We start from the raw sequence: 16218 nt of genomic DNA, 5'->3' as shown, positions 1-16218 counted from the left end.
CACATGAACCCATTCAAAGGCCGGCATTTTCAGCGTGACATCATTCTGTGGGCCGTACGCTGGTACTGCAAATACGGCATCAGTTACCGTGAGCTGCAGGAGATGCTGGCTGAACGCGGAGTGAATGTCGATCACTCCACGATTTACCGCTGGGTTCAGCGTTATGCGCCTGAAATGGAAAAACGGCTGCGCTGGTACTGGCGTAACCCTTCCGATCTTTGCCCGTGGCACATGGATGAAACCTACGTGAAGGTCAATGGCCGCTGGGCGTATCTGTACCGGGCCGTCGACAGCCGGGGCCGCACTGTCGATTTTTATCTCTCCTCCCGTCGTAACAGCAAAGCTGCATACCGGTTTCTGGGTAAAATCCTCAACAACGTGAAGAAGTGGCAGATCCCGCGATTCATCAACACGGATAAAGCGCCCGCCTATGGTCGCGCGCTTGCTCTGCTCAAACGCGAAGGCCGGTGCCCGTCTGACGTTGAACACCGACAGATTAAGTACCGGAACAACGTGATTGAATGCGATCATGGCAAACTGAAACGGATAATCGGCGCCACGCTGGGATTTAAATCCATGAAGACGGCTTACGCCACCATCAAAGGTATTGAGGTGATGCGTGCACTACGCAAAGGCCAGGCCTCAGCATTTTATTATGGTGATCCCCTGGGCGAAATGCGCCTGGTAAGCAGAGTTTTTGAAATGTAAGGCCTTTGAATAAGACAAAAGGCTGCCTCATCGCTAACTTTGCAACAGTGCCCTCTGTACGACGTCCTTGGTGACGTCTATGCCGAGCACTTCGACACCCTCGGGCGCCTATCTCTGTTCCATGAGCAATTGTTTAGCGAAGCGACGCACGGGGCGCCCTATGTTCTCACCGCCAGAGTTCGACGCGACTTCCGAGCCCTGCCATCGGTTGAAACGGTCGTGGCAAACGCCATTGGGCGAATCGAATCGGTTAGTACTGCGGTCGAACGTAAGGCCGTTCTCGTCGGCGAGGCTTTTCGTGCCGCCCAAGGCAACGAAGATCGCCTGACCAAAACGCTGCGCTTCCTCGCCAACCAGCGGAGCTGGGCAAGATGGTTGGGGACCATTCTCATGCGAAGTGGATTTTGCCAGCCCGCCGATGTAAACTCGCTGCATCACCTCGCTGACCAGGCGGCACAAGGTTGGCGTGACTATTTCCTGCGGGCGGCCATCGGTCGCCGAGCCGCGGAGTCGGTAAGGGTCGTGGAAGAAAGCGAACAGAGGCTGATCGAATTCATCCGGGGCCGCTGCGCTCCAATGTTGTCAATAAACAATCCCGATAGCGAGAAATTCGCAGTCTAATTCTAGCGAGGCACAAATGAAGGTTACGTTTTCCGGCCGTCTGACCCAAAACCCGACAGTGATTGAGGTTCCTGGCGACAAGTCCATCTCTCACCGCGCGGTGATGCTCGGCTCTCTGGCTAAAGGGGTTACCACGGTTCGGAAGTGCTTGCTGGCAGCAGACGTGGTCAGCACCATCGGAATGATGCGAGCCATGGGAGTAAGCATTGAGATTGCGAACGGGCAGGTAACCATCACTGGGGCCGGCGAGAGTGGGCTCACGCGGCCAAATGCGGAACTGGACGCGGGCAACGCGGGTACTGCGATGAGGCTTATGGCCGGAATCTTGGCCGGGCAGCCCTTCGAAAGCGTGCTGGTTGGAGACCATTCTTTGTCGAAACGGCCGATGGGGCGTGTGGCGACCCCCCTTGGCCAAATGGGGGCGCAAATTCAGCTGTCAGCTTCCGGGACCGCTCCGATGAGGATCACCGGCACGCCAAAGCTTCGGGGCATCACTTACGATTTGCCCGTGGCCAGCGCCCAGGTGAAGTCGGCGGTACTGTTGGCCGGCCTCTATGCGGATGGAGCCACCACCGTGATAGAAAGGAAACCCACCCGCAACTACACGGAAACCATGGTGGCCGCCTTCGGAGGCAACGTCTCCGTCAACGGGCAAGAAATCCAAGTGGAGCGAAGCAGCCTGAAGGGCCGGGACGTTGTTGTTCCCGGCGACATATCGTCCGCAGCCTTTTTTATGGTGGCGGCTGCTATCAATCCTGGCGCCTCAATTACCATCAGGAACGTGGGAATAAATCCGACACGCACCGGCATTGTGGACGCACTGCGGCTCATGGGCGCGCGGGTAGAGCTTTCGGACCGCCGCAGCTCTGGTGGAGAGGAAGTCGCTGATATAACGGTCACCGGTGCCGAGCTGTCCGGAATCGAGCTCGACGCGGACATCGCGCCCCGGATGATCGACGAGTTCCCCGTGTTCTTTATTGCCGCGGCGTTTGCCAACGGGACCACTGTAGTGCGCGGAGCGGAGGAGCTCAGAGTTAAGGAAAGTGACCGTATTGAGACCATGCTCGTCGGGTTGCGCCAGCTTGGCGTAGTCGTCGAATCCAAGCCCGACGGCGCCGTGATATCGGGCGTGGGCAGTCGAATGCTCAAGGGCGGTGTCTCAATTGAGACGGCGTACGACCACCGAATCGGGATGGCTTTCGCCATCGCCAGCTCCCGCTGCGAAGACGGGATAACAGTCGTGGATGCGGAGGCGATCGGGACGTCGTTTCCGGGCTTTGGAGATCTGTGCGCCGGCTGCGGTCTGGCGAGCTCGCAATAAGCAATCTCATCACGAGGGGCGTTATGCGCACAGTTTGGATCACGGGCCTGAGCGGAGCGGGCAAGACAACGCTGTCGGCAGCTATTGCTCGCCAGCTTCGAGTGCGCGGTTGTCCAGTATGCCTCTTGGACGGTGACGTTGTACGGCAGGGCCTGAGTCGAGACTTGGGCTTTGCGCCTGCTGACCGAACTGAGAATGTGCGCCGGGTCGCGGAGGTTGCAAGGCTGGCCAACAACTGTGACATATTCGCAGCCGTCGCGCTCGTTTCCCCCTTTGAGGAGGACCGTAGAGCCGCACGGGACATCATCGGGCCCGACCGATACGTCGAGGTATTCCTTGATGTCCCCCTGTCAGTTTGTGAGGCTCGGGATGTCAAGGGGCACTACCGAAGAGCACGCGCTGGGACTCTACGCGCCTTTACCGGCGTGTCTCAGATTTACGAGGCCCCGAAAGCCCCGCAGATTTGTATCAGCGACCCCGGGTTCGATATTGAGGCCACAGCAGCCGACATCATACGACGCGTCACGGGCACGTGACGTCGCAGAAGACGACCGCCTGGAGGACTAGGGTCATTGTCTGCCGGCGGCGCGCAGGCACCTCTTTTAGATTCCTATCTCTGAGGGTCCAAAGCGCCCCTCACACTGCTTCCGTGCGGAAAGAGGGCCGCGTCCTGAGAGATCTCCGCACGACCGACACGGTCTCGCAGCACCTCTCGAGCTTGTGCGCGTGATCGGACAAAGAACGAATTGCGGTGCAGTCTGCCTGGATGCGAACGCGCCGATCGGCTCTCCAGATCACACAAACCTCAGGCGGTAACCGCCGACACTTGATTCTATTGTCGATGCGCCGCGCAAGCGGGCGAAGCTACTCGCGTGTGCGCAACCGGACTGCGTGCCACTCTGCACAAAATAACATTCTGGCGCTTCGTGTGTTGAATCACGAGCAAAACTGAGCCAGGCGTCACGTCCAAAACTGAGCCACTAAGTTGACGAAGAAATGGACTGTTCGGATGTGGATAAGTCTACTGCGTGATCTGTCTGGGGTGCTCCTTTGGCCGTTTTGGTTCGTGTGGCTCTGATGATCGAAGACGGTTGTGCAGTCGAGTGCCTGAAGCGCCAGCTCTGGTTGCCGGTTTCGACGATGTGGCAGTGATGGGTGAGTCGGTCGAGTAGCGCGGTGGTCATCTTGGCGTCGCCGAACACGCTGGCCCACTCCGAGAACGACAGGTTGGTGGTGACGACCACGCTGGTGCGCTCGTACAGCTTGGACAGCAGGTGGAACAGCAAGGCCCCACCGGCTTGACTGAAGGGCAAATAGCCCATCTCGTCGAGGATGACGAGATCCACGTACATGAGCCGATGTGCCAGTTGCCCGGCCTTACCTTGAGCTTTCTCGGCCTCCAGCAGATTGACCAGCTCGACGGTCGAGAAGAAGCGCACCCGCTTACCATGTGCACGGATGGCATGAACACCCAGGCTTGTGGCAAGGTGTGTTTTGCCCGTGCCAGGGCCGCCCACGAAGACCACGTTGTGGGCTGAGTCGATGAACTTGAACTCGTGCAGCTGACGCACCAGCGCCTCGTCCACCTGCGCCTGATCAAAGGCAAAGCCAGCCAGGTCGCGGTGGTGCGGGAATCGGGCCGCCCGCATCTGGTAGGCCATGGAGCGCACTTCCCGATGTGCACCCTCGGCCTTGATGAGCTGATGCAGCAGGGCTTCGTGGTCGAGCGATTTGAGCCGGGCGATGCCCAGCAGTTCCGGCCAGGCACTGGCCATGCCGTGCAGGCTCAAGCCCTTGAGGCTTGCTGCGATGTCATTGGACATGGTCATCCTCCTGGGACTGGCGCAGGCTGTCGTAGCGCGACACGTCGGCCTGAGGCGGCTCGTGCAGCGTCAGTGAAGGCAAGGCTGCTTCAGGCAGGCTTTGCACGGCTTGGGGCTCCTTGAGCCTGGCCAGCACGTTGAGCACATGGTCTGCGCTCACGCGGCCCGATTGCAGCGCCAACTCCACGGCCACCAGCACGTCATCGAGCCCGTGCAGGGTGATGGCCATGAGCACCTGGGCCATCACCCGGTCGCCGCCAGGGTGGCGAAGCAGGTGCGCTTGCAGATGCTGCAAGGGCTCGGGCATGGTCTTGAAGGGGGCGCCGTTGCGCAAAGCGCCGGGCTTGCGTTCGAGCAAGCTGACGTAGTGCCGCCAGTCGTACAAGGTCTGGCCACGCTCGAAGCTGCGCGGCAGGCTCACCGGCTGTTCTGGCGATTCCGAGTTGGCACCGACCACCACCAGGCGATCGGGATAAGCCCGCACGCTGACACTGGTGTGGGCCCACTCGCATGGCACGCTGTAGCGATTGCGCTGGTAGTGGATCAGCGAGGTGGCTGTGACCCTGGCCATCTGCTCGACATAGCCATCAAATGGCGCAGGGTTGGGCATCAGGTGCGTCTGCTCTTGCTGCCAGACGTCGGCGATCGTCAGCTCTGGCCACTCGGGGTGAGGCAGCTCATGCCAGGCGTCCAGGCAAGCCTGGTGCAGCCACGCATTGAGGCTCTCCAGGTCGGGCCAGCGGCGTTCCGCTGCCTCCATCCAGATGCCACGACGGCGATCCTGCACGTTCTTCTCGACGATACCCTTCTCCCAGCCAGCGGCGCGGTTGCAGAACTCTGGCTCGAACAGGTAGTGACCCGTCATGGCCTCGAAGCGCGCATTGACGGTGCGGCTCTTGCCCTGACCAACCTTGTCGACGGCGGTCTTCATGTTGTCGTAGATGCCCCGGCGCGGCACGCCACCAAAAGCCGCAAAGGCTCGGGCATGGGCGTCGAACAACATCTCGTGGGCCTGGCTGAAATAGGCGGTGAGCATGAAGGCCCGACTGGCCGCCAGCTTGGTGTGCGAAGCCTCCAGGCGTTTGCGCAGGCCGCCCACGAACAGGTACTCGCAGCTCCAGTCGAACTGGAAGGCCTCGCCCATCTCGAAACTCATGGGTACGAAGGCCATTCGGGTTGGCGCGTCGGACTGTGCCTGCTGCCAGCGCTTGGCGAACTCATAGACCGGGCCTCGGCTGCCAGGGTAGCCCACGGCCTGCAGTGCCCGGAACATGGCCTTGATGCCACGGCGCTCGCGCTTGTTGCGGTGGCTGTCGGCCTTTAGCCAGGTGGCCAGCTGTTCCTTGTAGGGATCGAGAACGCTGGGAAGAGAGGCCCGCTTGGGGTAGCGGGGCTCGACCATCTCGTCGGCCTCGAGCCACTTGGCGGCTGTATTGCGGGAGATGCCCAGCCTTCGGCTGGCTTCGCGCACGCTCAGGTGGTCACGGTGGACCATGCGGCGCAATTTGCTCAATGTGCTCACGTTGATCACTCCTGCACCCCACTGCTGCAAAAAACAGCAGGGTAGGTGGATAACGTGGCTCAAAATTGGGCGTGACGGATGCCCTTTAGTGGCTCAGTTTTGCTCGTGATTCAACAGACTGGGTTTCCATTCAGTCGGAGGGCGCTCCTCGCGTTTGTTGGGGTCGGAACGGCCGTCGTTGTCCCGATCCCATTTCAGTTCGGTGAAGGGCGGCTTCCAGTCGCAGCTCAATAGCCGCGTGACGAAGATCCTTGGGCGCTCTTCACTGCCAAGTGGTATCCCAAGAAACGTGACTTCTTCAGTGCCTTGGAACGGCGGTAGCGCCCTTATGCGTCGCTCATGCGAAGGCTCGTTGGCAGCGGCGGTACTCAGGAATATCGCCTGGGCTTGGCCGAGGGCGTACTCGTCGAAGGCGAACCTCGCCAGGAACCGGGCATCCGCATCCAGCATCCATTTCCGCAGCCACAGGACCGCTTTCCCGTCAGTCCTCGAGATAGCCGTCTTGCTGGGATTCCAAAGGTAGGCGCCGGGATCAAGAAAACGGTCCTTCAAGAAGTACTTTGCCAGTACATCTGACGTGGCGTAGAAAAAGCGGAACACCTCGACGCAGGGGATGACTAGCGCATAGGGGTCTTCGCCAGATCCGAATGCGACAAACAGTCCATGACGATCATGGTCGCTGAGCTGGCTTGCCCACTTGGCGCGAACGGGAACCACATAGTTGCCTTGGTCGTCCTTGTGGTCGCGAGTGATTACTGTGATGTTCGACCTATCGCAGTTGATCTCCCGGCGCATCCAGCGCTCGAATTCGAGCCGGTCCACGAGGTCGTTCGCGAGGCGTCCGTCATGCAGGACAGCGTTGAGATGAAGGCGCGGAAGCTCGCCAACGGGCACGAGCATCCGCCGCTGACGTCCCGTGACCCTGCCCCAATCCACAGGGGAGTCTTCCCAGTTGGCCAATTCCGCCAGGTCCGCACGGATAAGGAGGTCGCCGGCAGCTGCGGCTGGATTTTCGGTCAGTGCGCCGAAGCTGGTTATTCGCCAATAGCCTGGCAGGAGCAGGCTTTCGTGCTGGACCGGTTCTTTAGCCATGGCTCACGCATTCGCAACAAGCGTTGGCTATTTACACGGATCGCGGCACATTCGCAAATAGCGAAGTCTTTCAGACCGGCTTCCCTTGACAGCATCGCCATTTCTGACGATGCTGGCCAAGTCCCGATTTACTCCAGGAAGAAGGCCATGAGATACCCCGGCGGCAAGGGCGGTGCCGGCGTCTACCAGACGATCATCAACAACATCCCGCCTCACGACACGTACATCGAAACGCACCTGGGCGGCGGCAACATCCTGGAGCGCAAGCGGCCCGCTGCCCGCAGCGTCGGCATCGACGTTGATCCCGAGGTGATCGAGGTCTGGCAGCAGCTCGACGTGCCCGGCCTGGAGCTGCACCACGGCGACGCCGTGGCTTGGCTGGAGTCCCACCCGTTCACCGGCTCCGAGTTCGTCTACGTCGATCCGCCCTACGTGATGGACAGCCGGCGCGGCGGCAAGCTCTACCGCCACGAATACGACGACGCCGACCACCTGCGGCTGCTCGACGTGCTGGCCGGCCTGCCGTGCGCGGTGATGGTGTCGGGCTACAGCTCAACGATCTATGACAGCTCTCCCTTGGCGTCATGGAGAACCATCGAGTTCAACGCGATGACGCGCGGCGGCATCGCCATTGAAAGGCTCTGGATGAACTACCCCGAGCCGGCCGAGCTGCACGATCTGCGCTACCTCGGCAGCAACTTCCGCGAGCGCGAGCGCATCAAGCGGAAGAAAGCCCGCTGGCAAGCGAAGCTCGCCAAGCTCGATCCGCTGGAGCGGGCGGCGATCATGGAATGCCTGCGCGAGCTGGAGGCGGCCGAGTAGGTCACGCCTGCGCCTGGTTGTGCAGCGCCCATACGCGCTTGACCTGGCTTTCACTGCACCCGGCCAGCCTGGCCGTCTCTGGAATGCTGTGGCCTGCGGTGCGCAGCGCCACGATGCGTTCATGCACCTTCGTGTTGGCCTTGCGGCCGGTGTAGCGGCCGGCGTCCTTCGCCAGCTCGACGCCCTGCCGCTGCCGCTCGCGGCGATCCTCGTAGTCGTCGCGGGCCATCTGCAACGCCAGCTTCAAAAGCATGTCCTGGATCGACTCCAGCACCACCTTTGCCACGCCCTTCGCCTCGGCGGCCAGGTCGGACAGATCGACCACGCCAGGGACAGCCAGGCGCGCGCCCTGGGCGCGGATCGAGGCCACGAGGCGTTCGGCCTCGGGCAGCGGCAGGCGGCTGATGCGGTCGATCTTCTCCGCAACGACGACTTCACCGGGTTGCAGGTCGCCGATCATGCGCAGCAGCTCGGCGCGATCGGCGCGAGCGCCCGAAGCCTTCTCGCGGTAGATGCCGGCGACGTAGAAGCCGGCGGCCCTGGTGCTCTCAACGATGGCGGCCTGCCTGGTCAAGTCCTGCTCGTCGGTGCTGACGCGCAAGTAGATGCGCGCGACCTTGAAGGCGACGCCGGCGGCCTGGTGCTCGGTCGGTTCAGATCAGCAATGCACCATCACCGTGAAAGCGCCGGCAGCACCGGCGCAGTAGGGTTGTGGGGGGACACCAGTTATTTCGGGAGGTTTTCTTCCGCCTCAACAGGTCCGGCGGCCATCGCGACGAGGCGCGCCGCGATACGCTTGCGCAGTTGCTCGGGGAGCGGGCGCGACGACAGCGCCTCGTGAATCCACAGCCCATCGGCGGCAAGGCGCGAAATGAACCTGTCCAACTCGGCAGCGTCGTTTCCAATCGGCGCAGGAGGTGCCCAGCGGTCGATGACCTGTTGCCACAGATCGCCAAGCTGCCGATTGTCGGAGCTTTCCAGTATGAGCAGCAGTTCGACCCGCCGGGCAGCTCTTGCGCAGGTGTTGATGTAGGCGGCGTGTCGTTCGGCGTCTGTCGCCCTGTCCGAGGTGTTGCCGGCGCTCGCTTCCAGCTCCTGTTCCCATGAGCGAGTCAGATGCTCATGGGTGGCGAGGATCAGGGCTTCGCGCGACGGGAAATGATACAGAAGGCCGGCGCGTGTCATGCCGGTTTCGAGCGCTACGGCGTCGAGGGTGACGGCGGTGAGGCCGTCACGCTCGATGATGCTCACAATGGCTTCAAGCACTTCGAGGCGCTTGCTGGCTCTCGCCATGTCGGCTTCCTTAGTGTTGTGTGGGATAGGCTGACGATTGCGAGCCGGGACCGTAGCGCCGCAACAGGATGCCGGTGATCAGGGCACCCACGGCCAGAACACCCGCCGCCACGTACATGACGACCGTATAGGCGTGGTCGAATGCGATTCCTGCCGCTTGACGCACGACAACACCATCGGCCCCCGCCTCGTTGGCAAAGACCAGCGCCGACGCCATGCTGTCGCGGGCCGCTTCCGAGGTTCCGGCGGGGAACACGACGTTGACCGTATAGAGGTAGGCCAAAAGACTTCCGAGAATTGTGACAGCGAACAGACTGCCAAACTCGTAGGACACTTCCTCGACCGACGACGCCATGCCGGCGCGATGCACAGGCACATTGCCCACAATAGCCGTTGATGCCACCGACATTGTTGCACCTACGCCGGCACCGGTCAGCGCCAGACCGGCGATCAGCCAGCCAAGGCCATGAGTGATGCCCCATGTCGCAAGCAGGACCGCCAGCGATCCCGCCGCAAGCCCGCCAGCTATAAGGATACGTAGGCCAATACGATGCAGGAATGCACCACCGAGCAGCGCAGTCGGCAATGATCCGAGCGCCGCCGCCGAAACCAGCATCCCGGCTTCCAGCGGCGTGAAGCCCGCAACGAGCTGGAAGCGTTGCGTCGTAGCAAGCTCAACACCGCCGATGGCGAACAGGGAGAACGCGGCCGCTAGAACGCCCGATGTGAACGCGGCATTGCGGAAGATCGAGAAGTCGAGCAGCGGGAACGGCAGGCGCAGTTGCCGGCGGACGAACAGCGCTCCGGCGAGGATGGCAACCAGCAGCGAAATAGCGGGGACGGCCCACGACTGCCCGGCATGGGCAGATTCCTTGATCGCGATCACAAAAGCCGACAGCGCCACCAATGCCTGAAACGACGACACCACGTCCCAAGGCTTGGTCGCATCGCCGGCCACCTTCGGCGCAACGATCAGCGCCGAAATGAAGGCAGCGACCACTACCGGCACATTGATGAGGAACACCGACCCCCACCAGAAATGGCCGAGCAGAAAACCGCCGATGATCGGTCCGAGCGCAGCGCCGACGACCGACAACGACCCCCAGATCGCAATGGCGATGTTGCGTTCCCGGTCATCCTCGAAGGTGACGCGGATGAGGGCGAGTGTCGCGGGCATCATCGCCGCCGCGCCGACCGCCAGAAAGGCCCGCGCCCCGATCAGGATTTCCGCTGTAGGCGAATAGGCCGCCACAATCGACGCGACACCGAACAGCACGAGGCCGATGAGGAACATGCGCCGGTGACCGATCCTGTCACCCAGCGTCCCGGTGCCGAGCAGCAGGCCGGCCATGACGAGGGGGTATGCGTTGATGATCCACAACCCTTGCGTTGCCGTCGCGCCAAGCTCGCGCGTCAGGGTAGGCAGGGCCGTGTAGAGGACCGAATTGTCCAGAACGATAAGCAGGAGACCGGCGGCGACGGTCACCAGAAGAACCCAGCGGTTCGAGTGGGCGGCAGGCATGATAGCACCATTCAGTGAGAGTAGCCAAACTTTACAGACAAGTTAGTAAAGTATCAAGCGCCTGCCCGTGAGGAACTTCAGACAATGGCCGACAGCGGGGCTTCGCATTCCGGGGCGCGATCAATTTGTCGCGAAATTCCTAAGTTTTGCGACAGCCCCACCCCGCTCCGTTTTCCCTGGCGACGAGACGTTGCAAAAGTCAGTCGCAAATGTTCTACAATGTGCGACGATATTTGCAACATGATGGGGACGCCATGAGAGACAAACACGACCCCGGCACGCTCGACCTGGAAAGCGGGCGGCTGCTGATCGGCTACGCCAGGGTATCGACCGATGACCAGGACTTGAGGAGGCACTGTTGCAAATAGTCGGTGGTGATAAACTTATCATCCCCTTTTGCTGATGGAGCTGCACATGAACCCATTCAAAGGCCGGCATTTTCAGCGTGACATCATTCTGTGGGCCGTACGCTGGTACTGCAAATACGGCATCAGTTACCGTGAGCTGCAGGAGATGCTGGCTGAACGCGGAGTGAATGTCGATCACTCCACGATTTACCGCTGGGTTCAGCGTTATGCGCCTGAAATGGAAAAACGGCTGCGCTGGTACTGGCGTAACCCTTCCGATCTTTGCCCGTGGCACATGGATGAAACCTACGTGAAGGTCAATGGCCGCTGGGCGTATCTGTACCGGGCCGTCGACAGCCGGGGCCGCACTGTCGATTTTTATCTCTCCTCCCGTCGTAACAGCAAAGCTGCATACCGGTTTCTGGGTAAAATCCTCAACAACGTGAAGAAGTGGCAGATCCCGCGATTCATCAACACGGATAAAGCGCCCGCCTATGGTCGCGCGCTTGCTCTGCTCAAACGCGAAGGCCGGTGCCCGTCTGACGTTGAACACCGACAGATTAAGTACCGGAACAACGTGATTGAATGCGATCATGGCAAACTGAAACGGATAATCGGCGCCACGCTGGGATTTAAATCCATGAAGACGGCTTACGCCACCATCAAAGGTATTGAGGTGATGCGTGCACTACGCAAAGGCCAGGCCTCAGCATTTTATTATGGTGATCCCCTGGGCGAAATGCGCCTGGTAAGCAGAGTTTTTGAAATGTAAGGCCTTTGAATAAGACAAAAGGCTGCCTCATCGCTAACTTTGCAACAGTGCCAATCCACGCCTCCAAGCGCCAGACAATGGACTCGGATATCGGAAGTTGCCAGCTGCTCTACTGTTTTTCGGATATCCATCGCATTACGACCAAGGCGATCAAGTTTGGTGACGATCAATACATCACCATTTTCCATGCGGTCAAGCAGGCGGAGAAACCCTGGTCGCTCACATCCAGCAACCGAACCACTTATATGTTCTTCTACGAATCGCTGGGGTCTGACATCAAAACCCGCAGCCTGAATTTCCCGTCGCTGATTCTCAGTGGTCTGTTCCAGAGTGGATACCCGGCAATAAGCAAAAACACGTGACATAGGAAACTTTCCGTACGAAATGGATGTCCGAATTATATAGCCTGTACGAAATATATTTCACTTACTTTCGGACATATTTACATAATGGTGTCCGAAACCGACCGGTTTCGGTCACAGCGAACAAATAACAGATGAAAACTATACGCGAGGGAAGCATTTATGCCACGGCGACAGATACTGAGCAGTGAAGAGCAGGAACGCTTACTGGTTATACCAGATGATGAAATTATTCTGACCCGAATGTGTTTTCTGAACGAACCGGATATTGCGCTCATTAATAAGCACCGACGGCCAGCGAATCGCCTGGGCTTTGCTGTATTACTCTGTTATCTGCGTGGACCCGGATTTATTCCGGACAAAAGCAGTGCTCCTCACAATGGCGTTGTAACCAGGGTTGCTTCCCGACTGAAACTTCAGCCTGATTTATGGCCGGAATATGCATCCAGAGAGCAAACCCGCTGGGAACATCTGACCGAACTTTATCGGGCACTGTTGCAAAGTTAGCGATGAGGCAGCCTTTTGTCTTATTCAAAGGCCTTACATTTCAAAAACTCTGCTTACCAGGCGCATTTCGCCCAGGGGATCACCATAATAAAATGCTGAGGCCTGGCCTTTGCGTAGTGCACGCATCACCTCAATACCTTTGATGGTGGCGTAAGCCGTCTTCATGGATTTAAATCCCAGCGTGGCGCCGATTATCCGTTTCAGTTTGCCATGATCGCATTCAATCACGTTGTTCCGGTACTTAATCTGTCGGTGTTCAACGTCAGACGGGCACCGGCCTTCGCGTTTGAGCAGAGCAAGCGCGCGACCATAGGCGGGCGCTTTATCCGTGTTGATGAATCGCGGGATCTGCCACTTCTTCACGTTGTTGAGGATTTTACCCAGAAACCGGTATGCAGCTTTGCTGTTACGACGGGAGGAGAGATAAAAATCGACAGTGCGGCCCCGGCTGTCGACGGCCCGGTACAGATACGCCCAGCGGCCATTGACCTTCACGTAGGTTTCATCCATGTGCCACGGGCAAAGATCGGAAGGGTTACGCCAGTACCAGCGCAGCCGTTTTTCCATTTCAGGCGCATAACGCTGAACCCAGCGGTAAATCGTGGAGTGATCGACATTCACTCCGCGTTCAGCCAGCATCTCCTGCAGCTCACGGTAACTGATGCCGTATTTGCAGTACCAGCGTACGGCCCACAGAATGATGTCACGCTGAAAATGCCGGCCTTTGAATGGGTTCATGTGCAGCTCCATCAGCAAAAGGGGATGATAAGTTTATCACCACCGACTATTTGCAACAGTGCCCTTTATCGCTACCTGGAACTATCCCCGTTCAGCCGGTCAATGCAAAAAGACTGTATCCGTCATCTGCACCCCGATGCCATGCGAACTGACAAAGGATTTATGCTGGCGGAAGAAATGCTCAGCTGGCTACATAACAATAATGTTATTTTCCCTTCTGTTGAAGTGATCGAACGGACGCTTGCCGAAGTCGTCACGCTCGCTAACAGATCGGTATTTTCGACACTTACCGCGCAACTGGAAAAGCAGCATAAATCAGCACTCGACAGCCTGCTCATATCAGAGGGTGAACAACCTTCCCGTCTGGCATGGCTGCTACAGCCTCCGGGTAAAATAAACGGTAAAAATGTGCTGCAACATATCGACCGGCTTAATTCCATCGCTGCGCTGGGGTTGCCTGATGGTATTGCGCTTTCCGTTCACCAGAACAGGTTGCTTAAACTGGCGCGTGAGGGCCGGAAAATGAGCAGCAGGGACCTGGCAAAATTCACCGATGTCAGACGTTACGCTACGCTGGTTTGTATAATAATAGAGGCCAGGGCCACTCTGACTGACGAAGTGATTGATCTGCACGAGCGTATCTTGGGTAGTCTGTTCAGCAGGGCAAAACGCACGCAGGCCGAACGGCTCCAGCAAACGGGAAAGCTTATTCAGAGCAAGCTGAAGCAGTACGTTACCGTCGGGCAGGCGTTACTTAACGCCAGAGAATCCGGGGAAGATCCCTGGACTGCAATAGAAGATGTCCTTCCCTGGCAGGAATTCATCAACAGCGTGGAAGAAACGCGGTTTCTGTCCCATAAGGGCAATTTCGACCCGCTTCACCTGATCACCGAAAAATACAGTACGCTGCGTAAATACGCCCCGCGTATGCTGTCAGCATTGCAGTTCATGGCGACACCTGCGGCGCAGACGCTCAGCGATGCGCTGGACACCATCAGGGAAATGTACCGTAAACAACTTCGTAAAGTGCCGCTATCGGCGCCAACAGGATTTATCCCTGAAAGCTGGCGAAAACTGGTACTCACGCCTTCAGGAATCGACCGCAAGTACTACGAGTTTTGCGTAATGAATGAACTCAAGGGGGCGCTACGTTCCGGTGATCTCTGGGTAAAAGGATCGCGCCGCTACAGAAATTTTGATGATTATCTCATCCCGACTGCTGAGTTTGAGAAATCCCGCCACAATGACCAGTTACAGTTGGCCGTTCAGACCGATTGCCAGGCATATCTTCAGGCCCGTATGACGCTTCTTGCATCGCGTCTGGAAGAAGTTAACGCGATGGCGCTTGCCGGTGATTTGCCCGATGTTGATATTTCAGATAAAGGAGTAAAAATCACTCCGCTGGAGAACAGCGTCCCTTCGGGTGTTTCGCCCTTTGCCGATTTGGTTTATGGCATGCTTCCTCATCCGAAAATTACAGAGATACTGGAAGAAGTGGACAGCTGGACGGGGTTTACGCGTCACTTCGCGCACCTCAAAAATAATAACGTCAGACCAAAAGACGGAAGACTGTTGCTGACCACCATTCTGGCCGACGGCATCAATCTGGGGCTGACAAAAATGGCGGAGTCCTGCCCGGGGGCAACAAAATCGTCACTCGAAGGTATTCAGGCATGGTACATCAGAGATGAAACTTATTCAGCGGCACTGGCCGAGCTGGTCAACGCTCAGAAAGCGCGGCCTCTGGCCGCATTCTGGGGCGACGGGACAACATCATCGTCAGACGGGCAGAACTTTCGGGTAGGCAGTCACGGACGTTATGCCGGTCAGGTCAATCTTAAATATGGTCAGGAGCCGGGCGTGCAGATTTATACGCATATCTCAGACCAATACAGCCCGTTCTATGCCAAAGTGATCAGCCGGGTGCGCGACTCAACCCACGTGCTTGATGGCCTGCTGTACCATGAAAGCGATCTGGAAATTACCGAGCATTACACCGATACCGCAGGCTTCACTGAACATGTTTTCGCCCTGATGCACCTGCTGGGATTCGCTTTTGCGCCGAGGATCCGGGATCTTCATGACAAGCGGCTGTTTATTCATGGAAAGGCCGAACGCTATCCGGGGCTTCAGTCCGTCATATCAACAACCAGCCTGAATATCAAAGACATTGAGGCACACTGGGATGAGGTATTGCGCCTGGCAACCTCGATTAAGCAGGGGACAGTCACCGCATCGCTGATGATGAAAAAGTTAGCCAGTTACCCAAAACAGAATGGACTTGCCAAAGCGCTGAGAGAGATTGGCCGCATTGAGCGGACACTATTTATGCTGGACTGGTTCCGTGATCCCGGTCTGCGCCGACGCGTACAGGCGGGGCTGAATAAGGGTGAGGCCCGTAATGCCCTTGCGCGAGCGGTCTTTATGCACCGTCTGGGTGAAATAAGGGATCGTGGGCTGGAGAATCAGAGTTACCGCGCCAGCGGGCTGACGTTACTGACAGCGGCGATCACGTTGTGGAACACGGTATATATAGAAAGAGCTATTGAGTCACTAAAACGAAAAGGTATCCCGATAAATGAGCAACTGGTATCTCATCTTTCTCCCCTGGGCTGGGAACATATCACTCTGAGTGGAGATTACGTCTGGCGTAATAATTTTAAGCTGGGATCCGGAAAATACCGCTCATTACGCACAGTCGACACCACATTGTACAAAAAACAGTCTTAGCGTGGGATAATTTCCGTTTTCCAAGCGGACCCCTCCTA

At 58.3% G+C, this 16218-nt stretch carries 14 protein-coding genes and 2 pseudogenes; 8 read left to right on the top strand and 8 right to left on the bottom strand.

From position 1 onward, the window contains the following. Positions 1-3 precede the first annotated feature (3 nt). The 4 genes from R0140_RS27165 (at position 4) to cysC (ending at position 3186) form a co-directional block, all read left to right on the top strand. Positions 4-708 (top strand): IS6-like element IS26 family transposase, encoded by a 705-nt coding sequence (locus tag R0140_RS27165; protein ID WP_001067855.1) that lies wholly within the window; start codon positions 4-6, stop codon positions 706-708. A 219-nt stretch (positions 709-927) separates the two neighbouring features. Next, complete coding sequence (locus R0140_RS27160; RefSeq protein ID WP_317704084.1) at positions 928-1329, top strand: hypothetical protein; 402 nt, start codon at positions 928-930, stop codon at positions 1327-1329. A gap of 16 nt (positions 1330-1345) precedes the next feature. Next, a complete protein-coding gene (gene aroA, locus R0140_RS27155; RefSeq protein WP_016495555.1) occupies positions 1346-2650 on the top strand; it encodes a 3-phosphoshikimate 1-carboxyvinyltransferase in 1305 nt (434 codons plus the stop codon). Positions 2651-2673: 23 nt separating this feature from the next. Continuing rightward, positions 2674-3186: an adenylyl-sulfate kinase gene (cysC, locus tag R0140_RS27150; RefSeq protein ID WP_016495556.1), complete on the top strand. Its 513-nt coding sequence runs from the start codon at positions 2674-2676 to the stop codon at positions 3184-3186. Positions 3187-3630: 444 nt separating this feature from the next. Here the strand turns inward: cysC and istB are convergent, their stop codons facing one another. The 3 genes from istB to R0140_RS27135 form a co-directional block, all read right to left on the bottom strand. Next, positions 3631-4473 carry an IS21-like element ISAav1 family helper ATPase IstB gene (gene istB, locus R0140_RS27145; RefSeq protein WP_016495557.1) on the bottom strand — a complete coding sequence of 281 codons (843 nt, stop codon included), beginning with the start codon at positions 4471-4473 and terminating at the stop codon, positions 3631-3633. Further along, positions 4463-5995, bottom strand: coding sequence for an IS21-like element ISAav1 family transposase (istA, locus tag R0140_RS27140; RefSeq protein ID WP_016495558.1), 1533 nt, complete (start codon positions 5993-5995; stop codon positions 4463-4465). Before istA ends, istB begins: the two co-directional genes overlap by 11 nt. Positions 5996-6088: 93 nt before the next feature. Further along, on the bottom strand, positions 6089-7087 hold the full coding sequence (locus tag R0140_RS27135) for a hypothetical protein (RefSeq protein ID WP_016495559.1): 999 nt from the start codon (positions 7085-7087) through the stop codon (positions 6089-6091). Positions 7088-7234: 147 nt separating this feature from the next. On the opposite strand from R0140_RS27135, the gene R0140_RS27130 reads away from it, so the two are divergent. Then, complete coding sequence (locus R0140_RS27130) at positions 7235-7909, top strand: DNA adenine methylase (RefSeq protein WP_016495560.1); 675 nt, start codon at positions 7235-7237, stop codon at positions 7907-7909. A gap of 1 nt (position 7910) precedes the next feature. Here the strand turns inward: R0140_RS27130 and R0140_RS27125 are convergent, their stop codons facing one another. From R0140_RS27125 to R0140_RS27115, 3 genes are all read right to left on the bottom strand, one after another. Beyond that, a complete protein-coding gene (locus R0140_RS27125) occupies positions 7911-8483 on the bottom strand; it encodes a recombinase family protein (RefSeq protein WP_317704083.1) in 573 nt (190 codons plus the stop codon). A 152-nt stretch (positions 8484-8635) separates the two neighbouring features. Continuing rightward, positions 8636-9202 (bottom strand): TetR/AcrR family transcriptional regulator, encoded by a 567-nt coding sequence (locus tag R0140_RS27120; protein ID WP_003830785.1) that lies wholly within the window; start codon positions 9200-9202, stop codon positions 8636-8638. A gap of 10 nt (positions 9203-9212) precedes the next feature. Then, positions 9213-10724: an MFS transporter gene (locus R0140_RS27115; protein WP_003830786.1), complete on the bottom strand. Its 1512-nt coding sequence runs from the start codon at positions 10722-10724 to the stop codon at positions 9213-9215. Between the two features lie 414 nt (positions 10725-11138). On the opposite strand from R0140_RS27115, the gene R0140_RS27110 reads away from it, so the two are divergent. Beyond that, positions 11139-11843, top strand: a complete 705-nt coding sequence (locus R0140_RS27110) for an IS6-like element IS26 family transposase (protein WP_001067855.1) — start codon at positions 11139-11141, stop codon at positions 11841-11843. Positions 11844-11896: 53 nt separating this feature from the next. Here R0140_RS27110 and R0140_RS27105 read toward each other — a convergent pair. Beyond that, positions 11897-12208 (bottom strand): annotated as a pseudogene (locus tag R0140_RS27105) (recombinase family protein); the annotation flags it as partial. Positions 12209-12367: 159 nt separating this feature from the next. Between R0140_RS27105 and R0140_RS27100 the strand changes: the two are divergent. Then, positions 12368-12700 (top strand): annotated as a pseudogene (locus R0140_RS27100) (DUF4158 domain-containing protein); the annotation flags it as partial. A 45-nt stretch (positions 12701-12745) separates the two neighbouring features. Here the strand turns inward: R0140_RS27100 and R0140_RS27095 are convergent. After that, positions 12746-13450 (bottom strand): IS6-like element IS26 family transposase, encoded by a 705-nt coding sequence (locus R0140_RS27095; protein ID WP_001067855.1) that lies wholly within the window; start codon positions 13448-13450, stop codon positions 12746-12748. On the opposite strand from R0140_RS27095, the gene R0140_RS27090 reads away from it, so the two are divergent. Next, positions 13427-16180, top strand: a complete 2754-nt coding sequence (locus R0140_RS27090) for a Tn3 family transposase (protein WP_411555545.1) — start codon at positions 13427-13429, stop codon at positions 16178-16180. The genes R0140_RS27095 and R0140_RS27090 overlap by 24 nt on opposite strands. Positions 16181-16218 lie beyond the last annotated feature (38 nt).

This window comes from Klebsiella sp. w6 (assembly GCF_033100215.1).
Classification (GTDB): domain Bacteria; phylum Pseudomonadota; class Gammaproteobacteria; order Enterobacterales; family Enterobacteriaceae; genus Klebsiella; species Klebsiella variicola.
The sequence above is the reverse complement of the archived record's forward strand: the minus strand, read 5'-3'. Positions and strand labels throughout refer to the sequence as shown.

Coding starts and splice junctions, on each gene's coding strand:
- R0140_RS27165 (WP_001067855.1), top strand. CDS start 4: ATGAACCCATTCAAAGGCCGGCATTTTCAGCGTGACATCATTCTGTGG.
- aroA (WP_016495555.1), top strand. CDS start 1,346: ATGAAGGTTACGTTTTCCGGCCGTCTGACCCAAAACCCGACAGTGATT.
- cysC (WP_016495556.1), top strand. CDS start 2,674: ATGCGCACAGTTTGGATCACGGGCCTGAGCGGAGCGGGCAAGACAACG.
- istB (WP_016495557.1), bottom strand. CDS start 4,473: ATGTCCAATGACATCGCAGCAAGCCTCAAGGGCTTGAGCCTGCACGGC.
- R0140_RS27135 (WP_016495559.1), bottom strand. CDS start 7,087: ATGGCTAAAGAACCGGTCCAGCACGAAAGCCTGCTCCTGCCAGGCTAT.
- R0140_RS27130 (WP_016495560.1), top strand. CDS start 7,235: ATGAGATACCCCGGCGGCAAGGGCGGTGCCGGCGTCTACCAGACGATC.
- R0140_RS27120 (WP_003830785.1), bottom strand. CDS start 9,202: ATGGCGAGAGCCAGCAAGCGCCTCGAAGTGCTTGAAGCCATTGTGAGC.
- R0140_RS27115 (WP_003830786.1), bottom strand. CDS start 10,724: ATGCCTGCCGCCCACTCGAACCGCTGGGTTCTTCTGGTGACCGTCGCC.
- R0140_RS27110 (WP_001067855.1), top strand. CDS start 11,139: ATGAACCCATTCAAAGGCCGGCATTTTCAGCGTGACATCATTCTGTGG.
- R0140_RS27090 (WP_411555545.1), top strand. CDS start 13,427: ATGCCGGCCTTTGAATGGGTTCATGTGCAGCTCCATCAGCAAAAGGGG.
- R0140_RS27095 (WP_001067855.1), bottom strand. CDS start 13,450: ATGAACCCATTCAAAGGCCGGCATTTTCAGCGTGACATCATTCTGTGG.